17 protein-coding genes are annotated in these 18,821 nt (G+C 52.0%); 2 read left to right on the forward strand and 15 right to left on the reverse strand.

Annotated features, from left to right (window positions below; all coding sequences use genetic code 11):
* Positions 1 to 4: 4 nt before the first annotated feature.
* The 7 genes from AB7038_RS02785 to lolC form a co-directional block, all read right to left on the reverse strand.
* On the reverse strand, positions 5 to 673 hold the full coding sequence (locus AB7038_RS02785) for a fimbrial biogenesis chaperone (protein WP_369452714.1): 669 nt from the start codon (positions 671 to 673) through the stop codon (positions 5 to 7).
* A 49-nt stretch (positions 674 to 722) separates the two neighbouring features.
* Complete coding sequence (locus AB7038_RS02790) at positions 723 to 1,289, reverse strand: fimbrial protein (RefSeq protein WP_368888893.1); 567 nt, start codon at positions 1,287 to 1,289, stop codon at positions 723 to 725.
* Positions 1,290 to 1,553: 264 nt separating this feature from the next.
* Entirely contained in the window at positions 1,554 to 2,786 is a 1,233-nt protein-coding gene (gene pepT / locus AB7038_RS02795) for a peptidase T (RefSeq protein ID WP_072870481.1), read from the reverse strand.
* Between the two features lie 51 nt (positions 2,787 to 2,837).
* A complete protein-coding gene (cobB, locus tag AB7038_RS02800) occupies positions 2,838 to 3,686 on the reverse strand; it encodes a Sir2 family NAD+-dependent deacetylase (protein WP_025154499.1) in 849 nt (282 codons plus the stop codon).
* An 85-nt stretch (positions 3,687 to 3,771) separates the two neighbouring features.
* On the reverse strand, positions 3,772 to 5,019 hold the full coding sequence (gene lolE, locus AB7038_RS02805; protein WP_108656719.1) for a lipoprotein-releasing ABC transporter permease subunit LolE: 1,248 nt from the start codon (positions 5,017 to 5,019) through the stop codon (positions 3,772 to 3,774).
* Positions 5,016 to 5,711 (reverse strand): lipoprotein-releasing ABC transporter ATP-binding protein LolD, encoded by a 696-nt coding sequence (lolD, locus tag AB7038_RS02810; RefSeq protein WP_369452715.1) that lies wholly within the window; start codon positions 5,709 to 5,711, stop codon positions 5,016 to 5,018. The genes lolE and lolD overlap by 4 nt, the downstream gene beginning before the upstream one ends.
* The gene (gene lolC / locus AB7038_RS02815; protein WP_072870475.1) at positions 5,704 to 6,906 is read right to left on the reverse strand and encodes a lipoprotein-releasing ABC transporter permease subunit LolC; all 1,203 of its coding nucleotides are present in this window, start codon (positions 6,904 to 6,906) and stop codon (positions 5,704 to 5,706) included. The genes lolD and lolC overlap by 8 nt, the downstream gene beginning before the upstream one ends.
* Before the next feature lie 239 nt (positions 6,907 to 7,145).
* Here lolC and mfd point away from each other — a divergent pair, with 239 nt between their 5' ends.
* Both mfd and AB7038_RS02825 read left to right on the forward strand, forming a co-directional pair.
* Positions 7,146 to 10,586 (forward strand): transcription-repair coupling factor, encoded by a 3,441-nt coding sequence (gene mfd / locus AB7038_RS02820; RefSeq protein WP_369452758.1) that lies wholly within the window; start codon positions 7,146 to 7,148, stop codon positions 10,584 to 10,586.
* Positions 10,587 to 10,733: 147 nt separating this feature from the next.
* The gene (locus AB7038_RS02825; protein WP_369452716.1) at positions 10,734 to 11,903 is read left to right on the forward strand and encodes a pyridoxal phosphate-dependent aminotransferase; all 1,170 of its coding nucleotides are present in this window, start codon (positions 10,734 to 10,736) and stop codon (positions 11,901 to 11,903) included.
* An 82-nt stretch (positions 11,904 to 11,985) separates the two neighbouring features.
* Here the strand turns inward: AB7038_RS02825 and umoD are convergent, their stop codons facing one another.
* From umoD to AB7038_RS02865, 8 genes are all read right to left on the reverse strand, one after another.
* Positions 11,986 to 12,474: a UmoD family flagellar biogenesis regulator gene (gene umoD, locus AB7038_RS02830; protein ID WP_368889135.1), complete on the reverse strand. Its 489-nt coding sequence runs from the start codon at positions 12,472 to 12,474 to the stop codon at positions 11,986 to 11,988.
* A gap of 402 nt (positions 12,475 to 12,876) precedes the next feature.
* Positions 12,877 to 14,181 carry an NAD(P)/FAD-dependent oxidoreductase gene (locus AB7038_RS02835; RefSeq protein WP_072870469.1) on the reverse strand — a complete coding sequence of 435 codons (1,305 nt, stop codon included), beginning with the start codon at positions 14,179 to 14,181 and terminating at the stop codon, positions 12,877 to 12,879.
* Between the two features lie 445 nt (positions 14,182 to 14,626).
* Positions 14,627 to 15,175: an alpha/beta hydrolase YcfP gene (gene ycfP / locus AB7038_RS02840; RefSeq protein WP_004238088.1), complete on the reverse strand. Its 549-nt coding sequence runs from the start codon at positions 15,173 to 15,175 to the stop codon at positions 14,627 to 14,629.
* Positions 15,172 to 16,194 (reverse strand): beta-N-acetylhexosaminidase, encoded by a 1,023-nt coding sequence (gene nagZ / locus AB7038_RS02845; RefSeq protein WP_368888897.1) that lies wholly within the window; start codon positions 16,192 to 16,194, stop codon positions 15,172 to 15,174. Before nagZ ends, ycfP begins: the two co-directional genes overlap by 4 nt.
* Positions 16,195 to 16,212: 18 nt before the next feature.
* On the reverse strand, positions 16,213 to 17,055 hold the full coding sequence (locus tag AB7038_RS02850; protein WP_369452717.1) for a hypothetical protein: 843 nt from the start codon (positions 17,053 to 17,055) through the stop codon (positions 16,213 to 16,215).
* On the reverse strand, positions 17,045 to 17,626 hold the full coding sequence (gene lpoB, locus AB7038_RS02855) for a penicillin-binding protein activator LpoB (protein ID WP_072870462.1): 582 nt from the start codon (positions 17,624 to 17,626) through the stop codon (positions 17,045 to 17,047). The genes AB7038_RS02850 and lpoB overlap by 11 nt, the downstream gene beginning before the upstream one ends.
* A 21-nt stretch (positions 17,627 to 17,647) precedes the next feature.
* Positions 17,648 to 17,998 carry a purine nucleoside phosphoramidase gene (gene hinT, locus AB7038_RS02860; protein WP_036425636.1) on the reverse strand — a complete coding sequence of 117 codons (351 nt, stop codon included), beginning with the start codon at positions 17,996 to 17,998 and terminating at the stop codon, positions 17,648 to 17,650.
* 43 nt (positions 17,999 to 18,041) lie between these two features.
* Complete coding sequence (locus AB7038_RS02865; protein WP_369452718.1) at positions 18,042 to 18,821, reverse strand: metal-dependent hydrolase; 780 nt, start codon at positions 18,819 to 18,821, stop codon at positions 18,042 to 18,044.

The following is an 18,821-nucleotide window of genomic DNA, read 5'->3' on the forward strand; positions in this document are numbered from 1 at the left end:
ATTATTATTTTTTAAACGTCACTGGTTTAGAAATAATTCCGCCGAAATCAGAAATATAACTGGCTGTGATCGTGTCATTATGATGAATAGCCGTTACCGGTACAGTTAATGATTCAAATGGAACAATCATGTCTGAAACAGTATGTTCTTTATTATTAACGGTGATATCTCTGACAGTGATATGAAAAGGTGTGTTATTAATGATTTTAATTTTATTTCCTTTTCGTTCATATATCAGGTTATTATAATCAGGCTCGGTTAATTCTGCCGGGCGATAAAAAAATTTAAATTTTGAGTTGATAACAACCTGAAGTTTATTTTCTCTGTGTTCGTCAGTTTCCGGGATCCCGCGGACATTCAGCCAGAGTAATGTTTCTCTGTCATCCGGAAAAGCAGCTTGTTTAAGCATGACACGCAGGATACCTTTTTTTCCCGCATCCAGCTGAAAAATAACCGGAGTGAGAATAAAATCCTTGCTTTTTGTAATGCCATCCTCTTTTTCAATCCAGCCCTGGATTAAATACGCTGTTTTTTTATCGGTATTATCAACAGGGATAGTGATCATTTTTTTATCCTGAGGATAAATAAACCGGGTTCCGCCAACGACGACCGCTGCGGTTGCCTGGCTTATTGAAAGGTATATAAGAATAAAAAAAGTGAAATAGTTTTTCATGGTGCGCGTTATCCGTGGCGGCAATAATAATTGCCGCCGGTATCAGCTGTTACTCGTAAGAAACGGTGTAATTAATGGTAGCATTACCTGTGCCCGGTGTTGCCAGTCCGGTAGCCTGATAGGCTGCACGATAGGTCAGCGTGTAGTCCCGTGAATCATTTTTCAGTGTAATATCCTGGTAAGCCGCGCCCGGTATTACCGGCTGATTCTGCTTGTCGATTACAATAATACCGACGTTACCGGCACTTTTCTCACCGGCATCCAGCGCATATAATGTCGCGTTATCTCCATGCGCAGTACCGGTCATTTTAATTTTTAACGATGTCATTGATAATGAGCAATCAGCCACAACAATATCAAATTCTTTTTCCGGTGTTCTGTCATCTCTGGTTTTCAGCAACTTTGCGGAATGGGTACCGAGGTCAATCTCAATATCCTTTTGAGCGATATCACAACTTGAATCTGTAATTTCGCCCTTAAATATAATATTACCATTAATCTCAACAGGATCTTCAGCAGGCTGTTCACCCAGAATTCCATCACCATCTGCAGCGAATGAATTAACTGACAGTAAGAATAAAGAAGAAATAAATAATTTATTTTTTAACATAGACATAAATAATTACCTTTAAAGTATATCAATTATACATAATTTTAATGACATGAATTATCTTATTAAGATTATCCGCACCGAAATATGACAGGCGTAAAAACATATCAGCATCAGTTAAACAAATACAAAACAAAAGTCAGATAATGAAGAATAAAAAATGTAATATCACCGGAAAGGATTTTACTGTTTTATGAGGCAACTTTATTTAATAAAAAAGCCACCTTTTATTCAGGTGGCTTATTGATATTTAATTGATATGCGAGTTATTTATTTCTTCATATCCAGTGCGGTTAATTCTGCAATCCGCATAATCACAGAAACAGCCTGTTCCATGCCTTCCAGCGAAATAAACTCATGCTTACTGTGGAAGTTATACCCGCCGGTAAACAGGTTCGGGCACGGCAGACCACGATAAGAAAGTTGTGCGCCGTCAGTACCGCCGCGGATAGGTTTGATATCCGGCTCAATATCACAGTCAATCATCGCCTGTTTGGCCAGTTCAATCACATGCGGGTGTTTCACCACATGGTCGCGCATATTGTAATAGCTGTCATCGATCGTCAGCTCAATATAGCAGTCCGGATGCAGACCTTTACCGACTTTCTCGGCAATCGCGATCATGTTGCTTTTACGTTTTTCAAAGTTGTTACGGTCAAAATCACGGATAATATAGTTCATTTCCGCGCGTTCAACAGTGCCTTTGATGCTTTGCAGATGATAGAACCCCTCATACCCTTCGGTATTCTCCGGGGTTTCTTCCGGCGGTAATTCGCTGTGGATGCGGGTTGCCAGCGACAGTGCATTCACCATCACCCCTTTGGCGCTGCCCGGATGCACATTGTTCCCCTCAATACGGATAGAGACTGCCGCCGCGTTGAAGTTTTCATATTCCAGCTCACCGACACCACCGCCATCAACGGTATAAGCCCACTGTGCACCGAATTTTTTCAGATCCACATACTGCGCACCACGGCCGATTTCTTCATCCGGTGTGAAAGCAATGCGGATATCCCCGTGCGGAATATCGCTGTTTTTCAGACGCACCATCGCGGTGATGATTTCCGCAATACCGGCTTTATCATCGGCACCCAGCAGGGTTTTACCGTCTGTCATAATCAGGGTTTTACCCAGCATGGTATGCAGCACCGGGAACATGACCGGCGACAGCACTTCGTCACCGATGCCGAGTGCGATATCACCACCACGGTAATTTTCCAGAACCTGAGGATTCACATTACGTCCGGAGAAATCCGGAGAGGTATCAAGGTGAGAAATAAAACCGATCACCGGCACCGGCCAGTCAACATTCGCCGGTAACGTTGCCATCACGCAGCCGTTATCATCCAGCGAGACATCTGATAACCCCAGCGTTTTCAGCTCTTTTTCCAGAGCACGCGCCAGCCTTAACTGACCGTCGCTGCTTGGTGTCAGCTTGGCTGACGGCTTCGACTGCGTGTCAAAAGAGACATAACCGAAAAAGCGCTCTAATAACTTATCCATGTGTTCCCCCAATAACATTGATTTCTTATTATCGGGGAAACATAAATTGAGTTATTGCGTCAAATCAGATTTAGTGTTGTTAATCTGCGCGAGTAACTGACGGACATACTCAGGCACCACCTGTCCGGCAGGCCCGTAGTGACACTCCTCAAACTCACTCTGCACTTTGCTCGGTTCCAGATTGAGTTCCACCGTGTGTGCGCCGCACAGCCGCGCCTCATGGACAAACCCGGCCGCCGGATAGACATGCCCGGAGGTGCCGATGGCGATAAAGATATCCGCATCATTCAGCGCCTGATAGATTTCATCCATACCGAACGGCATTTCACCAAACCAGACAATATGCGGGCGCAGCGGTGACGGGAACTGACAGCAGTGGCAGCGCTCATCGGCAGACAGATCACCGGTACACGACTGAACCTGTCCGGACATCGCACAGCGGATTTTGAGCAGTTCGCCGTGCATATGGATAATCCGCTCACTGCCTGCCCGTTCGTGCAGGTTGTCAATATTCTGGGTGACCAGCAGGAAGTTATCCCCCAGCACCTGTTCCAGCTCCGCCAGCGCGAGATGTGCCGGGTTCGGTTTCACCTCAGGGGACTGTAACTGTCGGCGGCGGTCATTATAAAACTGCTGCACCAGACGCGGGTTGCGGGCATAGCCTTCCGGTGTCGCCACATCTTCAATATTGTGCTCTTCCCACAGTCCGTCTTCCGAACGGAACGTGCGGATCCCGGACTCGGCGGAAATACCCGCGCCGGTCAGCACAACAACTTTCGGTTTAAACTGATCCATTTTTCCGGCCATCCATTTATCGCGATAGAAAAAGCGTAAGTGAAAACGCTGGCGCAGGATCCGCCGCTGTTTGCGTAACTTTCTTAATCGGTGCGTTCTGCGCATAATCCGGCCTTTGTTCATCACTGTCTCCGTTCAGGGTAATGCATCCGAACCTCGGATTCAAAAATCATTACAATTCCTGCGGGCTTTACTGCCCGCTCAGAATACGTGCCGGTTCAAGGCGGCAGGCGCGTCTCGCCGGATACCAGCTTGCCAGCAGGCTCAGCACAATGGTGGTCAGAACCACATACAGCAGATCTGTCAGCCGCAGCTCCGACGGCAGGAAATCAATAAAATAGACATCACCGGACAGCAATTTATGCCCGATAAGGAATTCAATACCGCGGATAAGCGGTGTCAGGTTCAGTGCTGCCAGTGTGCCGAGTACCGCCCCGCTGATACAACCAACCATGCCGGTCAGCAGTCCGTACCAGAGGAAAATGGCGCGGATCAGGCTGTCTTTCGCACCGAGGGTACGCAGAATGGCGATATCCCCGCTTTTATCTTTCACTGCAATAATCAGGGTGGAAACGATATTGAAGCACGCCACGCCAATCACCAGAATCATGGCCAGATACATAATACTGCGCACTAACTGAATGTCGCTGTACATATAGCCGTATTCGTTGATCCAGCTTTTATAAAAGACATGTTCACGGCTGGCTTCCGCCGCCCGCAGCACCACGTCATTGGCGTTAAAAACATTATCCACGCGGATTTCAATCCCGGTGACACCCTCACCGTAATCCAGATACTGCTGTGCATCCTCCAGCGGCAGCAGCGCCAGCCGGTGATCCAGCATCCCGCTTAAGCGGAAAATCCCCGCGACCTGCAAACGGATGCGTTTCGGCTGTAACAGACGCTCTGTGCTGTCGTGATTCGGGATCATGATGGTGAGCCAGTCTCCCTGCGCAACACCGAGGGATTTCGCCGCGCCGTCACCGAGGATAATCTGATTTTTCCCGGCCTGAAAATCCGCCCAGGCATTATCCGCAACAAATTCCGGCAATCCGCTCACCGATTTCTGAGTGACCGGATCCACCCCCATCAGCTGCATGGCCTGTAATTTGCTGCCTTTTTCCGCCAGTCCGGTAAATTCAATATACGGGCTGGCTGCCACGACACCCGGGGTATTTTTGATCCGCAGCAGGCTCTGCGCCCAGGTATCAAACGGCTGTTCAACGGTGGAGATCTGCCCCTGCGGCACCACGGAAAGCACCCGGTTCTCCAGCTCGCGCTCGAAGCCGTTCATGGCACTCAGCCCGATAATCAGTACCGCCACCCCGAGCGTGATCCCCAGGGTGGAAATGACAGAAATCAGCGAGACCATCCCCGCCCGTTTCCGTCCTTTGCTGAAACGCAGCGCAGTCAGTAATGACAGCGGTAGTGCATTCATAGCGCCGTCTCCGGCTGTGCATTCAGAATACCGTCGCGCATTTCCATCTGGCGTCCCATTTTCGCCGCCAGGGCGAGGTCATGGGTAACCACCAGGAAAGCAGTGCCGAGGGTTTTATTCAGTTCGGATAACAGGTTAAAAATGCTCTGCGCATTGCGCTGATCCAGGTTACCGGTCGGTTCATCGGCCAGCACCAGTGACGGCTTATTCACCAGCGCACGGGCAATCGCCACCCGCTGACGTTCCCCGCCGGAAAGCTCAGACGGGCGGTGATGAGCGCGCGCGGCCACACCGACCTGCTCCAGCATTTCTCCCGCCTGCACCAGCGCTTTATCCCGCGCCATACCACCGATCAGCAGCGGCATTGCCACGTTTTCCGCCGCCGTAAAATCAGGCAGAAGATGGTGGAACTGATAAATAAAGCCCATTTCTTCATTGCGCAGCGCCGACAGGGCGTTCTGGCTCATGGCGGAAAGTGCCGTACCGTTGAAAATCACGTCACCGGAGGTCGGGGAATCCAGTCCGCCGAGCAGATGCAGCAGTGTACTTTTCCCTGAACCGGAACTGCCGACAATCGCCAGCATGTCCCCGCGCCGGAGTTCAAAATTGACCTGTTTCAGGACATCAGTTTCCACTGTGCCCTCATGATAGGATTTGCATAACTGACGACATGCCAGTAATAACTCACTCATAACGTAAAGCCTCCGCGGGTTGTACCGCTGCCGCCCGCCACGCAGGCCAGAGTGTGGATAATAAAGAGATAAGCATGGCAGCCGCGCCGATAGTGATTACGCGCAGCGGCTCAATGACCGTCGGCAGAGCGATTCCTTTCGGGATCAGCCCCAGCAGCGGCATCAGAATATTCAGTTGTGATGAAAGCAACGTGCCCAGCAGAACGCCGATCACCGAGCCGAGGATCCCCGCCCCTGCGCCCTGAATCATAAAGATCAGCATAATTTTGCCGCGTGTCATTCCCAGGGTTTTCAGGATGGCCACTTCGGTCTGTTTTTCCATCACCAGCAGCGCCAGTGAGGTAATGATATTAAAGGCAGCCACGGCGATAATCAGGCTGAGCAGCAGCCCCATCATATTTTTCTCCATGCGCACCGCCTGGAAAAACTCGCCTTTCTGCACGCGCCAGTCTGTCCAGACCAGACCTTCCGGCAATGTCTGCTGACTGAGGCTGTCCACCTGTAACGGCTGTGACAGATAGAGACGCCAGCCGGTAATATTACCCGCCGGATAGCGCATCAGACGCGCCGCATCCTCCTGATTCATCAGCACCTGAGTGTTATCGGATTCACTGCCGGAGGAGAAAAAGCCCGCCACGGTAAACAGGCGCTGACTCGGGATACGTCCCATCGGCGTCAGCTGTGACACATTCGGCACCAGGATACGGACACTATCCCCGCGCTTAAGTCCCATGCGTTTTGCCACGCCTTCGCCAACCACCACATGATATTGTCCTGCCGCCAGGTCGGACGGCCGGGTATTCACCAGATAATCCAGCAGCGGTTCATCCCCCTGCGGATCAATTCCGGTCACGGAGGCGATCCCCACATTGCCGGTGCTCTGCAAAACCACGTCACCGGTCACTATCGGGGCGGTTTTTACCACATCACGCAACCCGGCTAACTGTGAGACCGGATGCGTCTGCGGATCCAGCACGCCGTTTCCGGTGGTGATTACCGCCTGCGGCATAAAATCGAGGATACTCTGCTGCAATGAGCGTTCAAAACCGTTCATCACGGATGTCACGGTGATAAGTGCTGTCACCCCCAGCGTGATGCCGATGGCGGAAAGCAGCGAGACAAAACGGGCAAAGCGATCCGTGCCGCGTCCCCGCATGTAACGCAGACCGATTAAAAATGAGACAGACTGAAACATGAAATCTGAACGCCCCTGTTGCCAAAGCGAAGTGTTCAGGGATAATAAAGGCTCCGGTTGATGAATGGAACCACTCCCGCCCGTTTGCGGCAGTTTTTTTTCATTGACGGTCAGCGTGTTGCCGGTATCAGACCTCCTCCGGACCGGCAGCGCGGCGGCCTTTTATTGCCCGGACAAGCCACTCCGGTATGGCAGAACCTTGTTACCTGACAGAAACACGCAGCCCGATGGAAAACCGAATGTCGCTGAAAACACGCTATGAACTCCCGGCCCGTGCCGCAGACACCCGCCAGCTCGGTGAAATGACCGGCGCAGCCTGTGCGGTGGAAACCGCGTCGATAATTGAACAACACGACGGCCCCGTCATCCTGGTAACCCGCGATATGCAGAATGCCCTGCGGCTGCGGGATGAAATCCGCCAGTTTACCGCACTCCCGGCAGAAACCCTTGCCGACTGGGAAACCCTGCCGTATGACAGCTTCTCGCCGCATCAGGAGATTATCTCCAACCGGTTATCCACCTTGTACCGTCTGCCGACTCTGGAAAAAGGCGCACTGATCCTGCCGGTCAATACACTGATGCAGAAAGTGTGTCCGCCTGAATTTCTCACCAGTCACGCCCTGGTGATGGCAAAAGGGGAAAAACTGTCACGGGACAAGCTGCGTGAAGAGCTGGTTCAGGGCGGTTACCGCAGTGTGGAACAAGTGCTGGAGCACGGCGAGTTCGCCATTCGCGGCGCATTGCTGGATCTGTTTCCGATGGGCAGCGAACTGCCGTTCCGGATTGATTTCTTTGATGATGAAATCGACAGCCTGCGTACCTTCGATGTCGATACCCAGCGCACCCTCGATGAAGTGAATGCGATCAATCTGCTGCCCGCTCACGAATTCCCGACGGATAAAGACGCTATCGAGCTGTTCCGCAGTCAGTGGCGGGAAACCTTTGAGGTACGCCGCGACCCGGAGCATGTTTATCAGCAGGTCAGCAAAGGTACCCTTCCCGCCGGTATCGAGTACTGGCAGCCGCTGTTTTTCACCGCGCCGCTGGTACCTCTGTTTGACTATCTGCCGGATAACACCCTGCTGGTGACCCAGGATTTACAGGAATCCGCCGACCGTTTCCGCCGTGATGTGCAACAGCGTTTTGAAAGCAGGGGTGTGGATCCGATGCGGCCGTTACTGCCGCCATCACAGCTGTGGCTGACGCCGGAAGAACTCAGTCAGCGGATGAAAACGCTGCCGCGTGTGCAGCTCAATAATGACAAACTGCCGCGCAAAGCCGCCAATACCAACCTCGGGTATACCGCGCTGCCGGATCTGAAAGTCAATCCGCAACTGAAATCCCCGCTTGACCCGCTGCGCCGCTTCCTGGAAAGCACCGACGCTGCCGTGATTTTCTCGGTGGAAAGTGAGGGACGGCGCGAAAGCGTTCAGGAACTGCTGGCGCGCATCAAAATCAAACCGGCGGAAATCCGCAGCCTGCAGGATGCAACCGTGCCGGGCATTTATGTCATGATCGGTGCCGCTGAGCACGGTTTTGTTGATAATGACCGTCAGCGCGTCCTGATCTGCGAAAGCGATATGCTGGGTGAGCGTGTGGTGCGCCGCCGTCAGGACACCCGCCGCACAATTAACACCGATACCCTGATCCGCAACCTCGCGGAACTGCGCCCCGGCCAGCCGGTGGTGCATCTGGAGCACGGGGTAGGCCGCTATCAGGGATTAACCACCCTGGAAGCCGGAGGGATCAAGGCGGAATACCTGATCCTCACCTATGCCGGGGAAGATAAACTGTATGTCCCGGTATCCTCGCTGCATCTGATCAGCCGCTATGCCGGAGGCGCGGATGAAAGTGCCCCGCTGCATAAACTCGGCGGTGAAGCCTGGAGCAAAGCGCGTCAGAAAGCAGCGGAAAAAGTCCGCGATGTGGCGGCACAGTTACTGGATATTTATGCACAACGGGCTGTCAAACCCGGCTTTGCCTTTAAACATGACCGCGAACAGTACCGTGAATTTTGCCAGTCCTTCCCGTTTGAAACCACCCCGGATCAGGAGCAGGCTATTAATGCCGTGCTGAGTGATATGTGTCAGCCGGTGGCGATGGACAGACTGGTGTGCGGTGATGTCGGTTTCGGTAAAACCGAGGTCGCAATGCGGGCGGCCTTCCTCGCCGTCCATAACCACAAACAGGTTGCTGTGCTGGTGCCGACCACTCTGCTCGCGCAGCAGCACTATGATAACTTCCGTGACCGTTTCGCCAACTGGCCGGTGCGGATTGAAGTTCTGTCCCGTTTCCGCAGCGCCAAAGAGCAGCAGCAGGTGCTGGATGATACCAGAGAAGGAAAAGTGGATATCATTATCGGCACACATAAGTTGTTGCAGAGCGATGTGCACTGGCATGATCTCGGCCTGCTGGTGGTGGATGAAGAGCACCGCTTTGGTGTCCGTCATAAAGAGCGCATCAAGGCAATGCGCGCCAATGTGGATATCCTGACACTCACCGCCACCCCGATCCCTCGTACCCTGAATATGGCCATGAGCGGCATGCGGGACCTTTCTATTATCGCCACCCCGCCGGCAAGACGGCTGGCGGTGAAAACCTTTGTCCGTCAGTATGATGAGCTGGTGGTGCGGGAAGCGATTCTGCGTGAGGTACTGCGCGGCGGCCAGGTCTATTATCTCTACAATGATGTGGAAAACATTGAAAAAGCCCGCGACCGCATTGCGGAACTGGTGCCGGAAGCCCGTGTGGCAATCGGCCACGGACAAATGCGTGAGCGCGAGCTGGAGCGGGTCATGACCGATTTTCATCATCAGCGTTTTAATGTACTGGTATGTACCACGATTATTGAAACCGGTATCGATATTCCCAGCGCCAATACCATTATCATCGAACGGGCCGATCATTTCGGGCTGGCACAGCTGCATCAGCTGCGCGGCCGTGTCGGGCGTTCACACCATCAGGCCTATGCTTATCTGCTGACGCCACACCCGAAAGCCATGACCACCGATGCCCATAAACGCCTGGAAGCAATTGCTTCTCTGGAAGATTTAGGAGCCGGGTTTGCCCTCGCCACTCATGACCTGGAAATCCGTGGTGCGGGTGAGCTGCTGGGCGAGGATCAGAGCGGCCAGATGGCCAGCGTCGGTTTCACACTCTATATGGAAATGCTGGAAAGTGCGGTTGATTCCCTGAAAAGCGGCAAAGAGCCGTCACTGGAAGATCTCACCCAGAGTCAGACCGAAGTGGAGCTGCGTATGCCGGCCCTGCTGCCGGAAGATTATCTGCCGGATGTAAACATGCGCCTCTCCTTCTACAAACGGATTGCCAGCGCGCGCAGCGATACCGAACTGACCGAACTGAAAATTGAGCTGATTGACCGCTTCGGTCTGCTGCCGGATGCCGGTCGTCATCTGCTGGCGGCAGCGGGTCTGCGCCTGCAGGCACAGGAACTGGGGATCCGCCGGATTGAAGCGCAGGAAAAAGGTGGTTTTGTCGAGTTCAGTGAGAAAAACCATGTTGACCCGGCGTATCTTATCGGGCTTTTGCAAAATAACCCGAAACAGTACCGGCTGGACGGCCCGTCAAAACTGAAGTTTATCTGTGACCTGACCGACCGCACCAAACGCATTGAGTTTGTCGCGGATTTACTGACTGCATTTGCCGCTCATCCGGTATAACGTACAACGTTCGCTCTGTCAGGTGCCGGTTTTGGCCGGCACCTTAAAATGAATAAAAATCCATTTATTGTGAATATTAATTTGCAAGGAGATTATTAGTTCGGTTAGTATTTACCAAAATATAATGACAACAACAGGGTAAATACTATGGATCGTCGTTCGTTTCTCAAATCAACAGGGATCGCATTCGGTGGCTTAACGGCTGCTTCTCTGATCAGCACCAGTCATGCCGCAACTGATACCGTTTCTCCCGCTGTTAAAGCCGCACCGCTCAGTGCAGAACATCCGCTGCTGCTGAACTTCAATGAAAACTCACTGGGGATGTCGCCGAAAGCCCGTCAGGCAATTATTGATGCCCTTCCCGGCGCGTTCCGCTATCCGGATGCTGCCCGCGAAGCGCTGATTGAGCAGATTGCCGCTCATTTCTCACTGACACCGGAACACATCAGTCTCGGAAATGGTTCCTCAGAAACCATTCAGGCAGCTGTGCAGATGCTGGTGGCGGATGCACAGAAAAAACAGCAGCCGGTGCAGCTGATTGTGCCGGATCCGACATTCAATTATGCCGAACTGTATGCTGAGCCGCTGGGCGTAAATATTGTCAAAGTGCCGCTGAAAGCCGATCTCTCTTTCGACCTCGCGGCAATGCAGGCGATTGCGGATAACTTTGCCGGTCATTCCGTTATCTATATCTGTAACCCGAATAACCCGACCGCCATGATCACCCCGGCATCACAACTCGCACAGTGGGTAAACCGGGCACCACCGCAGCAGAATTTTATTATTGATGAGGCGTATGCGGAATTTGTGTCTGATCCGCAATTTAAAAGTGCGGTTGAATGGGTGGCTGCCGGAAAATCCAATATTATTGTGACGCGGACTTTCTCGAAAATATTTGCCCTGGCTGGGCTTCGTGTCGGTTATGGTATTTCCGTACCGGCAGTGACAGAACAGGTAAATATTTTCAATTCTATCGATAATACTAATATAGCTGGTGCCGTTTCCGCACTGGCATCCCTGAATGATAAACCGTTTATTGATTACAGCCGTCATTCAACGGATGTGTCGCGGGAAATTGTGGTTGCCGCACTGAAGGAATTAAATCTGCCTTATGCCCCCTCGCAGGCTAATTTTATCTTCCATAAGGTGACCGGGGATGTAAAAACCTATCAGCAGCGGATGAAGGAGAACCATATTATGGTCGGCCGTGAATTTCCGCCGGTGACCGGCTGGAGCCGCCTGACATTAGGCACGCCGGAAGAGATGCAGCAATTTGTGGCGGTATTAAAGCAGTTTCGTCAGAAGGGCTGGGTTTAATTTTCAGTTACATTAAATAAAACGTGGTGCACACCGGTTTATGACATAAACCGGTATTCTTTTTTTTTGTCTGAAACACACTTTATTTCACTGTATTCAGCCCGGGTAAAATGATCAGCCGCCCGGTATTATCCACCGGCATGACATCCCCCGGATTATAATTGATTCTGACCTTACCGACGGTGTCATTGATTTTATACACCACATCATAGCCGACAATCCGGTGCTCATAGGTGTATGCCGTCGTACAGGAGCGGTATGTCGGGCCGCCGTACACTCTCGGTTCATGCAGCAGGGTTTCATACAGCAGATACGGCGTGCAGACCTGCTCAGTCGGGTGGACGATATCCAGGAGTTCACGCTTGTACGGACCCGGCATGGTTGTCAGGTCACAGTATTCATGGCGTACCGGTACCGTTGCCATGATAGGTTCGGATGAGAGAACCTCAGCAACAGCGGGATGCTTATTCTTTGTCACAGCAAAAGAAATGATTACCGCAAAAATAACAAACAGAAGCACAAGTCCTGTGAATGTTATTCGTGATAATGGTTTTCGTTCATTTTTATTCATTGTCAAATTATATAAATATCCAGCGGCAATAATTAGGACTATTCCTATCTGACCCGGTTTTATTTTTAACGACTAATCTTACCGGACTATATTCCCACAGCACCGCTAAATAAAAGTTAAATAATAATGATGATGAAACAATAATTCTGTCCCTGTAATTTATTAATTCAACCTGACTGTGTGTGTACTGACAACGATCAACAATAATTAATAAAGAGCAGTATCTGCCTTATTTTGTTCATTACCACCGGAATTATCTGTTAGTGATGGTACTGACTCCCTGTTAAATAATGCATTTTCCGGCTTTATATCAAATCTGTGCAATATGTATTTCCCTGTTCTGAGCAGGGTTTATTATTATAAAAAAATGACGCCCGCAGGCGCCATTTCGGATGAGATCAATTAATGTAATTTCAGCCGCGGACGGATAATCCGGTTTATACCACCAACCAGCATCATCAACCCGGTTTTAATATAACCGTGCAGCGCAATCTGATGCATACGATACAGTGAAATATACATCACACGGGCGATACGCCCTTCAATCATCATATTGCCGCGCATCAGGTTACCCATCAGGCTGCCGACCGTACTGAACCGGGAGAGAGAAACCAGCGAGCCGTGATCTTTAAACACATAATCCTTCAGCGGCTTATCATTGAGTACCGCAAGGATGTTGTGATAGCAGCGGGTGGCCATCTGGTGTGCTGACTGCGCACGCGGCGGAACAAATCCACCCTCTTTTTTCGGGCAGGATGAGCAGTCACCGATAGCAAAAATCGCATCATCACGGGTGGTCTGGAGTGTTGGTTTGACCATCAGCTGATTAATACGGTTGGTTTCCAGCCCGCCAATCTCTTTCAGGAAATCCGGCGCTTTGATACCCGCCGCCCAGACCATCAGGCTCGCGGTGATATGCTCGCCGTCTTTGGTGTTCAGACCGGATTCATCGGCGCTGGTGACCATGGTCTGCGTCATCACACGCACACCCAGTTTGGTGAGCTCCTGATGTGCGGCACCGGCGATTTTCGGCGGCAGTGCAGGCAGGATACGCTCACCCGCCTCCACCAGCGTCACATTCAGTGCATCGGTATTCAGACCTTTAAAACCGTAGCTGTGAAGCTGCTCAACGGCATTATACAGTTCCGCTGACAGTTCCACCCCGGTCGCCCCGCCGCCGACAATCGCGATATTCACTTTGTCGCCTTCGCCGTGGCTGGCGGAGTATTTCAGGAACAGGTTCAGCATCTCATTATGGAAGCGGTTCGCCTGTGACGGGCTGTCGAGGAAGATACAGTTTTCTTTGATCCCCGGGGTGCCGAAATCGTTTGAGGTGCTGCCCAGCGCCATTACCAGAATGTCATAATCCAGGTTACGCTCCGGTACCAGCAAGTCGCCGTTGTTGTCACGGATTTCTGCCAGGGTGATATTTTTACTGTCGCGATCCAGTCCGGTCATTGAACCCAGCTGGAAATTGAAATAGTGATTGCGGGCATGTGCCAGGTAACTCAGGGCATCCACGCCGTCATCCAGAGAACCGGTCGCCACTTCGTGTAACAGCGGTTTCCACAGGTGGCTGCTGTTGCGATCGACCAGAGTGATTTCCGCTTTTTTCTTCTTACCTAATTTGTGGCCGAGTTGCGTTGCCAGTTCCAGCCCGCCTGCGCCACCGCCGATAATCACAATCTTCGTATTCGGTGTAGTCATAACATCCTCTGAAAAATAATCTAACGTTATCTCAGGGCTCTTCAGGAAAAACAGTGAGATAACATCAGATAAAACTGAATCGTGTCACACCATGGTATACCACAACAGGTAATTTGGTCATACCATATTTGATCATAATCAAATTCTGGGTAATCCGGCGGAAAAATGCAAACATTATTTTAAACTTAACAAAACTATTTTACTTTTGGTTTACCTCTGATGCTTTCTTTAATCACCGGATTAACTTTTCGTGACCGCAGATGAAAAAAGCCTGTTATCTTGCTGATTCAGCACCAGAAAGTTATTGATATAACGCAATGACCGGAAAGATACGTAAGATAAAGATCACAGGAGAGGCAGATTTGAGACGGGAATCGCTTCAGTTGCAGGGAAAAAAATACCGCGCCTTCCGCAGGCGCGGCCGTTTTACAGAGAGGCGGTGTTATCAGGCTTTTTTAAACGCGGTTTTAAACCCTTTGATTTCCTGCAGATGACGGGACAGATCCTTAAATTTGTGGGTCTGTTCTTCATCCCAGATAACCTGATAGTACGGTGACAGCGTGTCATGCGCACGCTGGTTATCCAGCGCCTCATCATTGCGGGACAACAGCACCAGGCAATTCTGCCGGTTCAGTTCGCGGAAATCCGAGATACACTTGGTCATGATATCCAGATACTCTTCCGGGCGGTCGATTTTGCCTTCCATATTTTCATACGGGAACAGGTTCGGGTTTACCATTACCTGGCGGATCCCGCACAGATATCCGACACGCTCAGCCCAGAAGCCCCCCAGACCCACGCCCAGTACAATAGCCGGTCCTTCGCTCTGTTTTACCGCTTTATCCACTTCAGTCAGCAGATATTTCATGTCATAACGCGGATGAAGCGTGCTGTAACTGATAAAACGGACATCCGGATCCGCAAATTTCAGTTGCATCACTTTTTCATGATTGCCCGGGCTGGTTGAATCAAATCCATGAAGATAAATAATCATGCTCGCTCCTGCCATTGTTCGTGTAATACGGATAGGGTTTTGTTTGCCTGCTGCCAGCGCTCACTGCGCTGCAGTTCAGCCAGATCATAACCTTTACCCCGATGATACAACTTATCAATACGTTGTGCCGTGATAACAGGCAAATTATCAAGGATAGCCACAGCACCTTTACGGTTATTACAGACCAGGATCATATCACAGCCCGCATCCAGTGATGCCTGACCACGCTCCGCATAGCCGCCCATCACCGCTGCCCCTTCCATTGACAGGTCATCGGAGAAAATCACCCCGTCAAACCCGAGTTGCTGACGCAGCACCGATTTCAGCCAGTAGGATGAACCGCTCGCCGGACGATCATCAATCTGCGTGTAAATCACATGTGCGGGCATCACAGCATCAAGCAGTCCGCGCTGGATAAACTCACGGAAAATCGCCATGTCTTTACCGCGGATCAACGCCGGATCGCGCTCATCACGCGGCGTTTCTTTATGGGAATCCGCACTGACCGCGCCGTGTCCCGGGAAGTGTTTACCGGTGCTCGACATCCCGGCACTGCGCATACCGCGCACAAAGCGTTCCGCCATCTGCGCCGCAATGTCGCCGTCCTCATGGAACGCACGTGAGCCGATAGCCGCGCTGCCGTGCCCCAGATCCAGCACCGGTGCAAAACTGATATCAATATCCATGGCGATCATTTCCGCCGCCATCAGCCAGCCTGCCTCTTCCGCCAGCGCAGAGCCGGTAAGCAGGTCATTAAACTGTGCAAAAGACTGTGCCGCCGGCAGACGGGTAAAGCCTTCTTTAAACCGCTGGACGCGGCCGCCCTCCTGGTCAACCGCAATCACAACCCGGTTGTCGCGGGTAGCTTCACGGATCTGCCGCGTCAGTTCACGCAGCTGCGCCGTGTCATGGAAATTACGGGTAAAGAGAATCACTCCCCCGACTGAAGGGTGGCGCAGGATCTCGCGCTCTTCGCTGTCCAGCTCATACCCTTCGACATCTAACATTACAGGACCCATGGTGAAACCTCGTTATATTTACCTGAGCCCGGCGGCGGCTTTCAGCGCGGCCGGGTATTGCAGAAACTGCGGGTCGCCGGTTTGTCCCCAGCGGCTCTCAAACCACATAACCATCATATAATCTGCCCGTGCCTGCCAGCGGCAGGTCTGCGCCAGTACGCGCTGCGGACAGTGATAAGCAGAATAATAACGCAGAAAAGTGTGAATTAACGTCAATGACCAGTGATTGGCACGAAAAAGTGTGGCGAGAGACAGACCGATATCGGTATCAGCGGCATATTCCCAGTCAATCAGATGCAGCTCTCCCGCTGCCGTCACAATGTTGCCGGGGTGGATATCCATATGAGCAGGCGCCAGTTTCAGCGGCTGAGGCTCTGCTTCGCGCATAAAGTGACGATGAATACGCAACAGCTGCGGGGTGCGGCGGCGTTTGTCGGTCAGGTGAAAGTGCCGGTCTGCCTGCGCTTTGAGCGGCAGACGATACCCGGTAAGCGGCTGATTATGCAGATTGCTGACCAGCGCCGCCAGCTGCGGGATAAAGTCCGGTTGCTGCATCCGTTCCGGCGGGAGTGTTTCACCCTCCACACGGTACAAAAGCAGCCAGCCGTGGCTGAACCCGGCAACGCGCGGGGCAAGGCCGCTGTCGCGCAGCCGGTGCAGGATATGCGCCTCTTTCTGACGGCTGACACCGATATCCGCACTGTGTACGGTCTGTGCTCTGCCAATCAGAGACACACCTTTTTGTTCAATACTGACACTTTCCCGCGTCAGCCCGTTCAGCGGACGGATTGTCCAGCCTGCGGCAGGCAGTGCGGGAAAGTGTTCAGCGAGGCATAACAGTAACGCGCGGTTACTGCTCAAGCACCGCGCCCTTACCGGACCACATGATTTCTCCGCTGCTGACAGACATCAGCTGCATCTCCATCTGACGGGCATCACGGGTACCGGTTACCACACTGTACAGCACATAGTCGGCATTCAGATAACGCGCCAGACCGATAGCTTTACTGCGCAGGGTCAGTGTATCGTTGTCTCCCATGCCCAGCACCGACATGGCGCTGCTGACCGCCCCGGCCGGGATCACATTCAGTACCCCGGTTTTTCCGATGGTATTCATCAGCGCACCGGTCGCAACGCTGGTTTGCAGGCTGCTGTTGGTTTTATTACCGACTTTATTCACCAGCAGCGTGCTGCCCTGATTCACGCCGTCGCTGTGAACCATTTGATTAACCAGTGGTGTAATACTCTGTTCCCACTCGATTTTTTTCATTTTCGGCGGAACCGGCACCGTATCCGGCGGCGGCAGTGGCGGCGGCGTGGTATCCGGCGGCGGTGTTACGGTACCCACCGGTACCGGAGGTGTTACCGGCGCCGTTGAAGGACACCCGGCGAGCAGCCAGACTGACGCTATCACACATAAAAGACGTTTCATCACTGTTCTCCTGTCCGCCGGTTATTTCGCCAGCATCGGCCCCAGATGATGGCCGCCGAGCAGATGCATATGAATATGGAACACTTCCTGTCCGCCATGGCGGTTACAGTTCATGATCAGGCGGTAGCCGTCATCCGCAATACCTTCCTGCTGTGCGATTTTAGCCGCAACCGTGATCATATGACCCAGAACCTGTTCATCTTCCGGTGTGACATCATTCACGGTAGGAATAAGATGGTTGGGAATAATCAGAATATGTGTCGGCGCCTGCGGGGAAATATCCCGGAACGCCGTCACACTGTCATCCTGATAGACGATATCAGACGGAATTTCACGACGAATAATTTTACTGAAAATAGTTTCTTCGGCCATAACCTGCTCCTGTAATTAATCAGCCTGACAGATGTGTGCGGATTTACCGGACAGACACCTGAAACAGACGGCAGAAATTGTCAGTGGTGATCTCAGCAAGCGCCTCAACGCTCACCCCTTTTAATACCGCCATATACTCCGCCACATCGCGCACATACGCGGGCTGGTTCTCTTTTCCGCGGAACGGCACCGGGGCCAGATACGGTGAGTCGGTTTCCACCAGAATGCGATCCAGCGGTACAATACGGGCGGCTTCGCGGATCTGCTCCGCATTGCGGAAAGTCACAATACCGGAAAAGGAAATATAAAAACCTTCATCCAGCAGCGCTGATGCCGTCTCTTTGTCTTCGGTAAAGCAGTGTAACACGCCGCCGCACTCACCGGCCTGCTCTTCACGGATAATCGCCAGGGTATCTTCACGGGCATCGCGGGTATGAACAATCACCGGTTTATTCAGCTCACGTCCGATACGGATATGCTCGCGGAAAACATCGCGCTGAAGCGCGGCATTCTCTTTCTGATAGTAGTAATCCAGCCCGGTTTCGCCGAGAGCCACCACGCGTTTATCCGCTGCCAGTTCACGCAGCTGTGTAAAATCATACGGTTCATCCAGATTCAGCGGATGAATACCACAGGAAAAAGCCACATCCGGGCGCTCGCCAATCAGCTCACGCATTCTTGTGTAACCCGGCAGGGTTGTTGCCACTGCCAGCGCGTATTTCACATCACGCTGCGCGGCCTTTTGCATAACATCCTCCACACTTTCATGCTTTTTTTCATAATCCAGGCAATCGAGGTGGCAATGGGAATCTACTAAAAACAT

It is taken from the genome of Morganella morganii, from assembly GCF_041099235.1.
Classification (GTDB): domain Bacteria; phylum Pseudomonadota; class Gammaproteobacteria; order Enterobacterales; family Enterobacteriaceae; genus Morganella; species Morganella morganii_E.

What these genes read in the sequence shown, in the direction of transcription:
- lolD (WP_369452715.1), bottom strand. Translation starts at nt 5,711, where the DNA reads ATGAGTGAGTTATTACTGGCATGTCGTCAGTTATGCAAATCCTATCAT.
- umoD (WP_368889135.1), bottom strand. Translation starts at nt 12,474, where the DNA reads ATGAATAAAAATGAACGAAAACCATTATCACGAATAACATTCACAGGA.
- AB7038_RS02785 (WP_369452714.1), bottom strand. Translation starts at nt 673, where the DNA reads ATGAAAAACTATTTCACTTTTTTTATTCTTATATACCTTTCAATAAGC.
- AB7038_RS02835 (WP_072870469.1), bottom strand. Translation starts at nt 14,181, where the DNA reads ATGACTACACCGAATACGAAGATTGTGATTATCGGCGGTGGCGCAGGC.
- lolC (WP_072870475.1), bottom strand. Translation starts at nt 6,906, where the DNA reads ATGTTTCAGTCTGTCTCATTTTTAATCGGTCTGCGTTACATGCGGGGA.
- ycfP (WP_004238088.1), bottom strand. Translation starts at nt 15,175, where the DNA reads ATGATTATTTATCTTCATGGATTTGATTCAACCAGCCCGGGCAATCAT.
- AB7038_RS02790 (WP_368888893.1), bottom strand. Translation starts at nt 1,289, where the DNA reads ATGTCTATGTTAAAAAATAAATTATTTATTTCTTCTTTATTCTTACTG.
- lpoB (WP_072870462.1), bottom strand. Translation starts at nt 17,626, where the DNA reads ATGAAACGTCTTTTATGTGTGATAGCGTCAGTCTGGCTGCTCGCCGGG.
- mfd (WP_369452758.1), top strand. Translation starts at nt 7,146, where the DNA reads ATGTCGCTGAAAACACGCTATGAACTCCCGGCCCGTGCCGCAGACACC.
- AB7038_RS02865 (WP_369452718.1), bottom strand. Translation starts at nt 18,821, where the DNA reads ATGTTTTTAGTAGATTCCCATTGCCACCTCGATTGCCTGGATTATGAA.
- cobB (WP_025154499.1), bottom strand. Translation starts at nt 3,686, where the DNA reads ATGCGCAGAACGCACCGATTAAGAAAGTTACGCAAACAGCGGCGGATC.
- hinT (WP_036425636.1), bottom strand. Translation starts at nt 17,998, where the DNA reads ATGGCCGAAGAAACTATTTTCAGTAAAATTATTCGTCGTGAAATTCCG.
- nagZ (WP_368888897.1), bottom strand. Translation starts at nt 16,194, where the DNA reads ATGGGTCCTGTAATGTTAGATGTCGAAGGGTATGAGCTGGACAGCGAA.
- pepT (WP_072870481.1), bottom strand. Translation starts at nt 2,786, where the DNA reads ATGGATAAGTTATTAGAGCGCTTTTTCGGTTATGTCTCTTTTGACACG.
- lolE (WP_108656719.1), bottom strand. Translation starts at nt 5,019, where the DNA reads ATGAATGCACTACCGCTGTCATTACTGACTGCGCTGCGTTTCAGCAAA.
- AB7038_RS02825 (WP_369452716.1), top strand. Translation starts at nt 10,734, where the DNA reads ATGGATCGTCGTTCGTTTCTCAAATCAACAGGGATCGCATTCGGTGGC.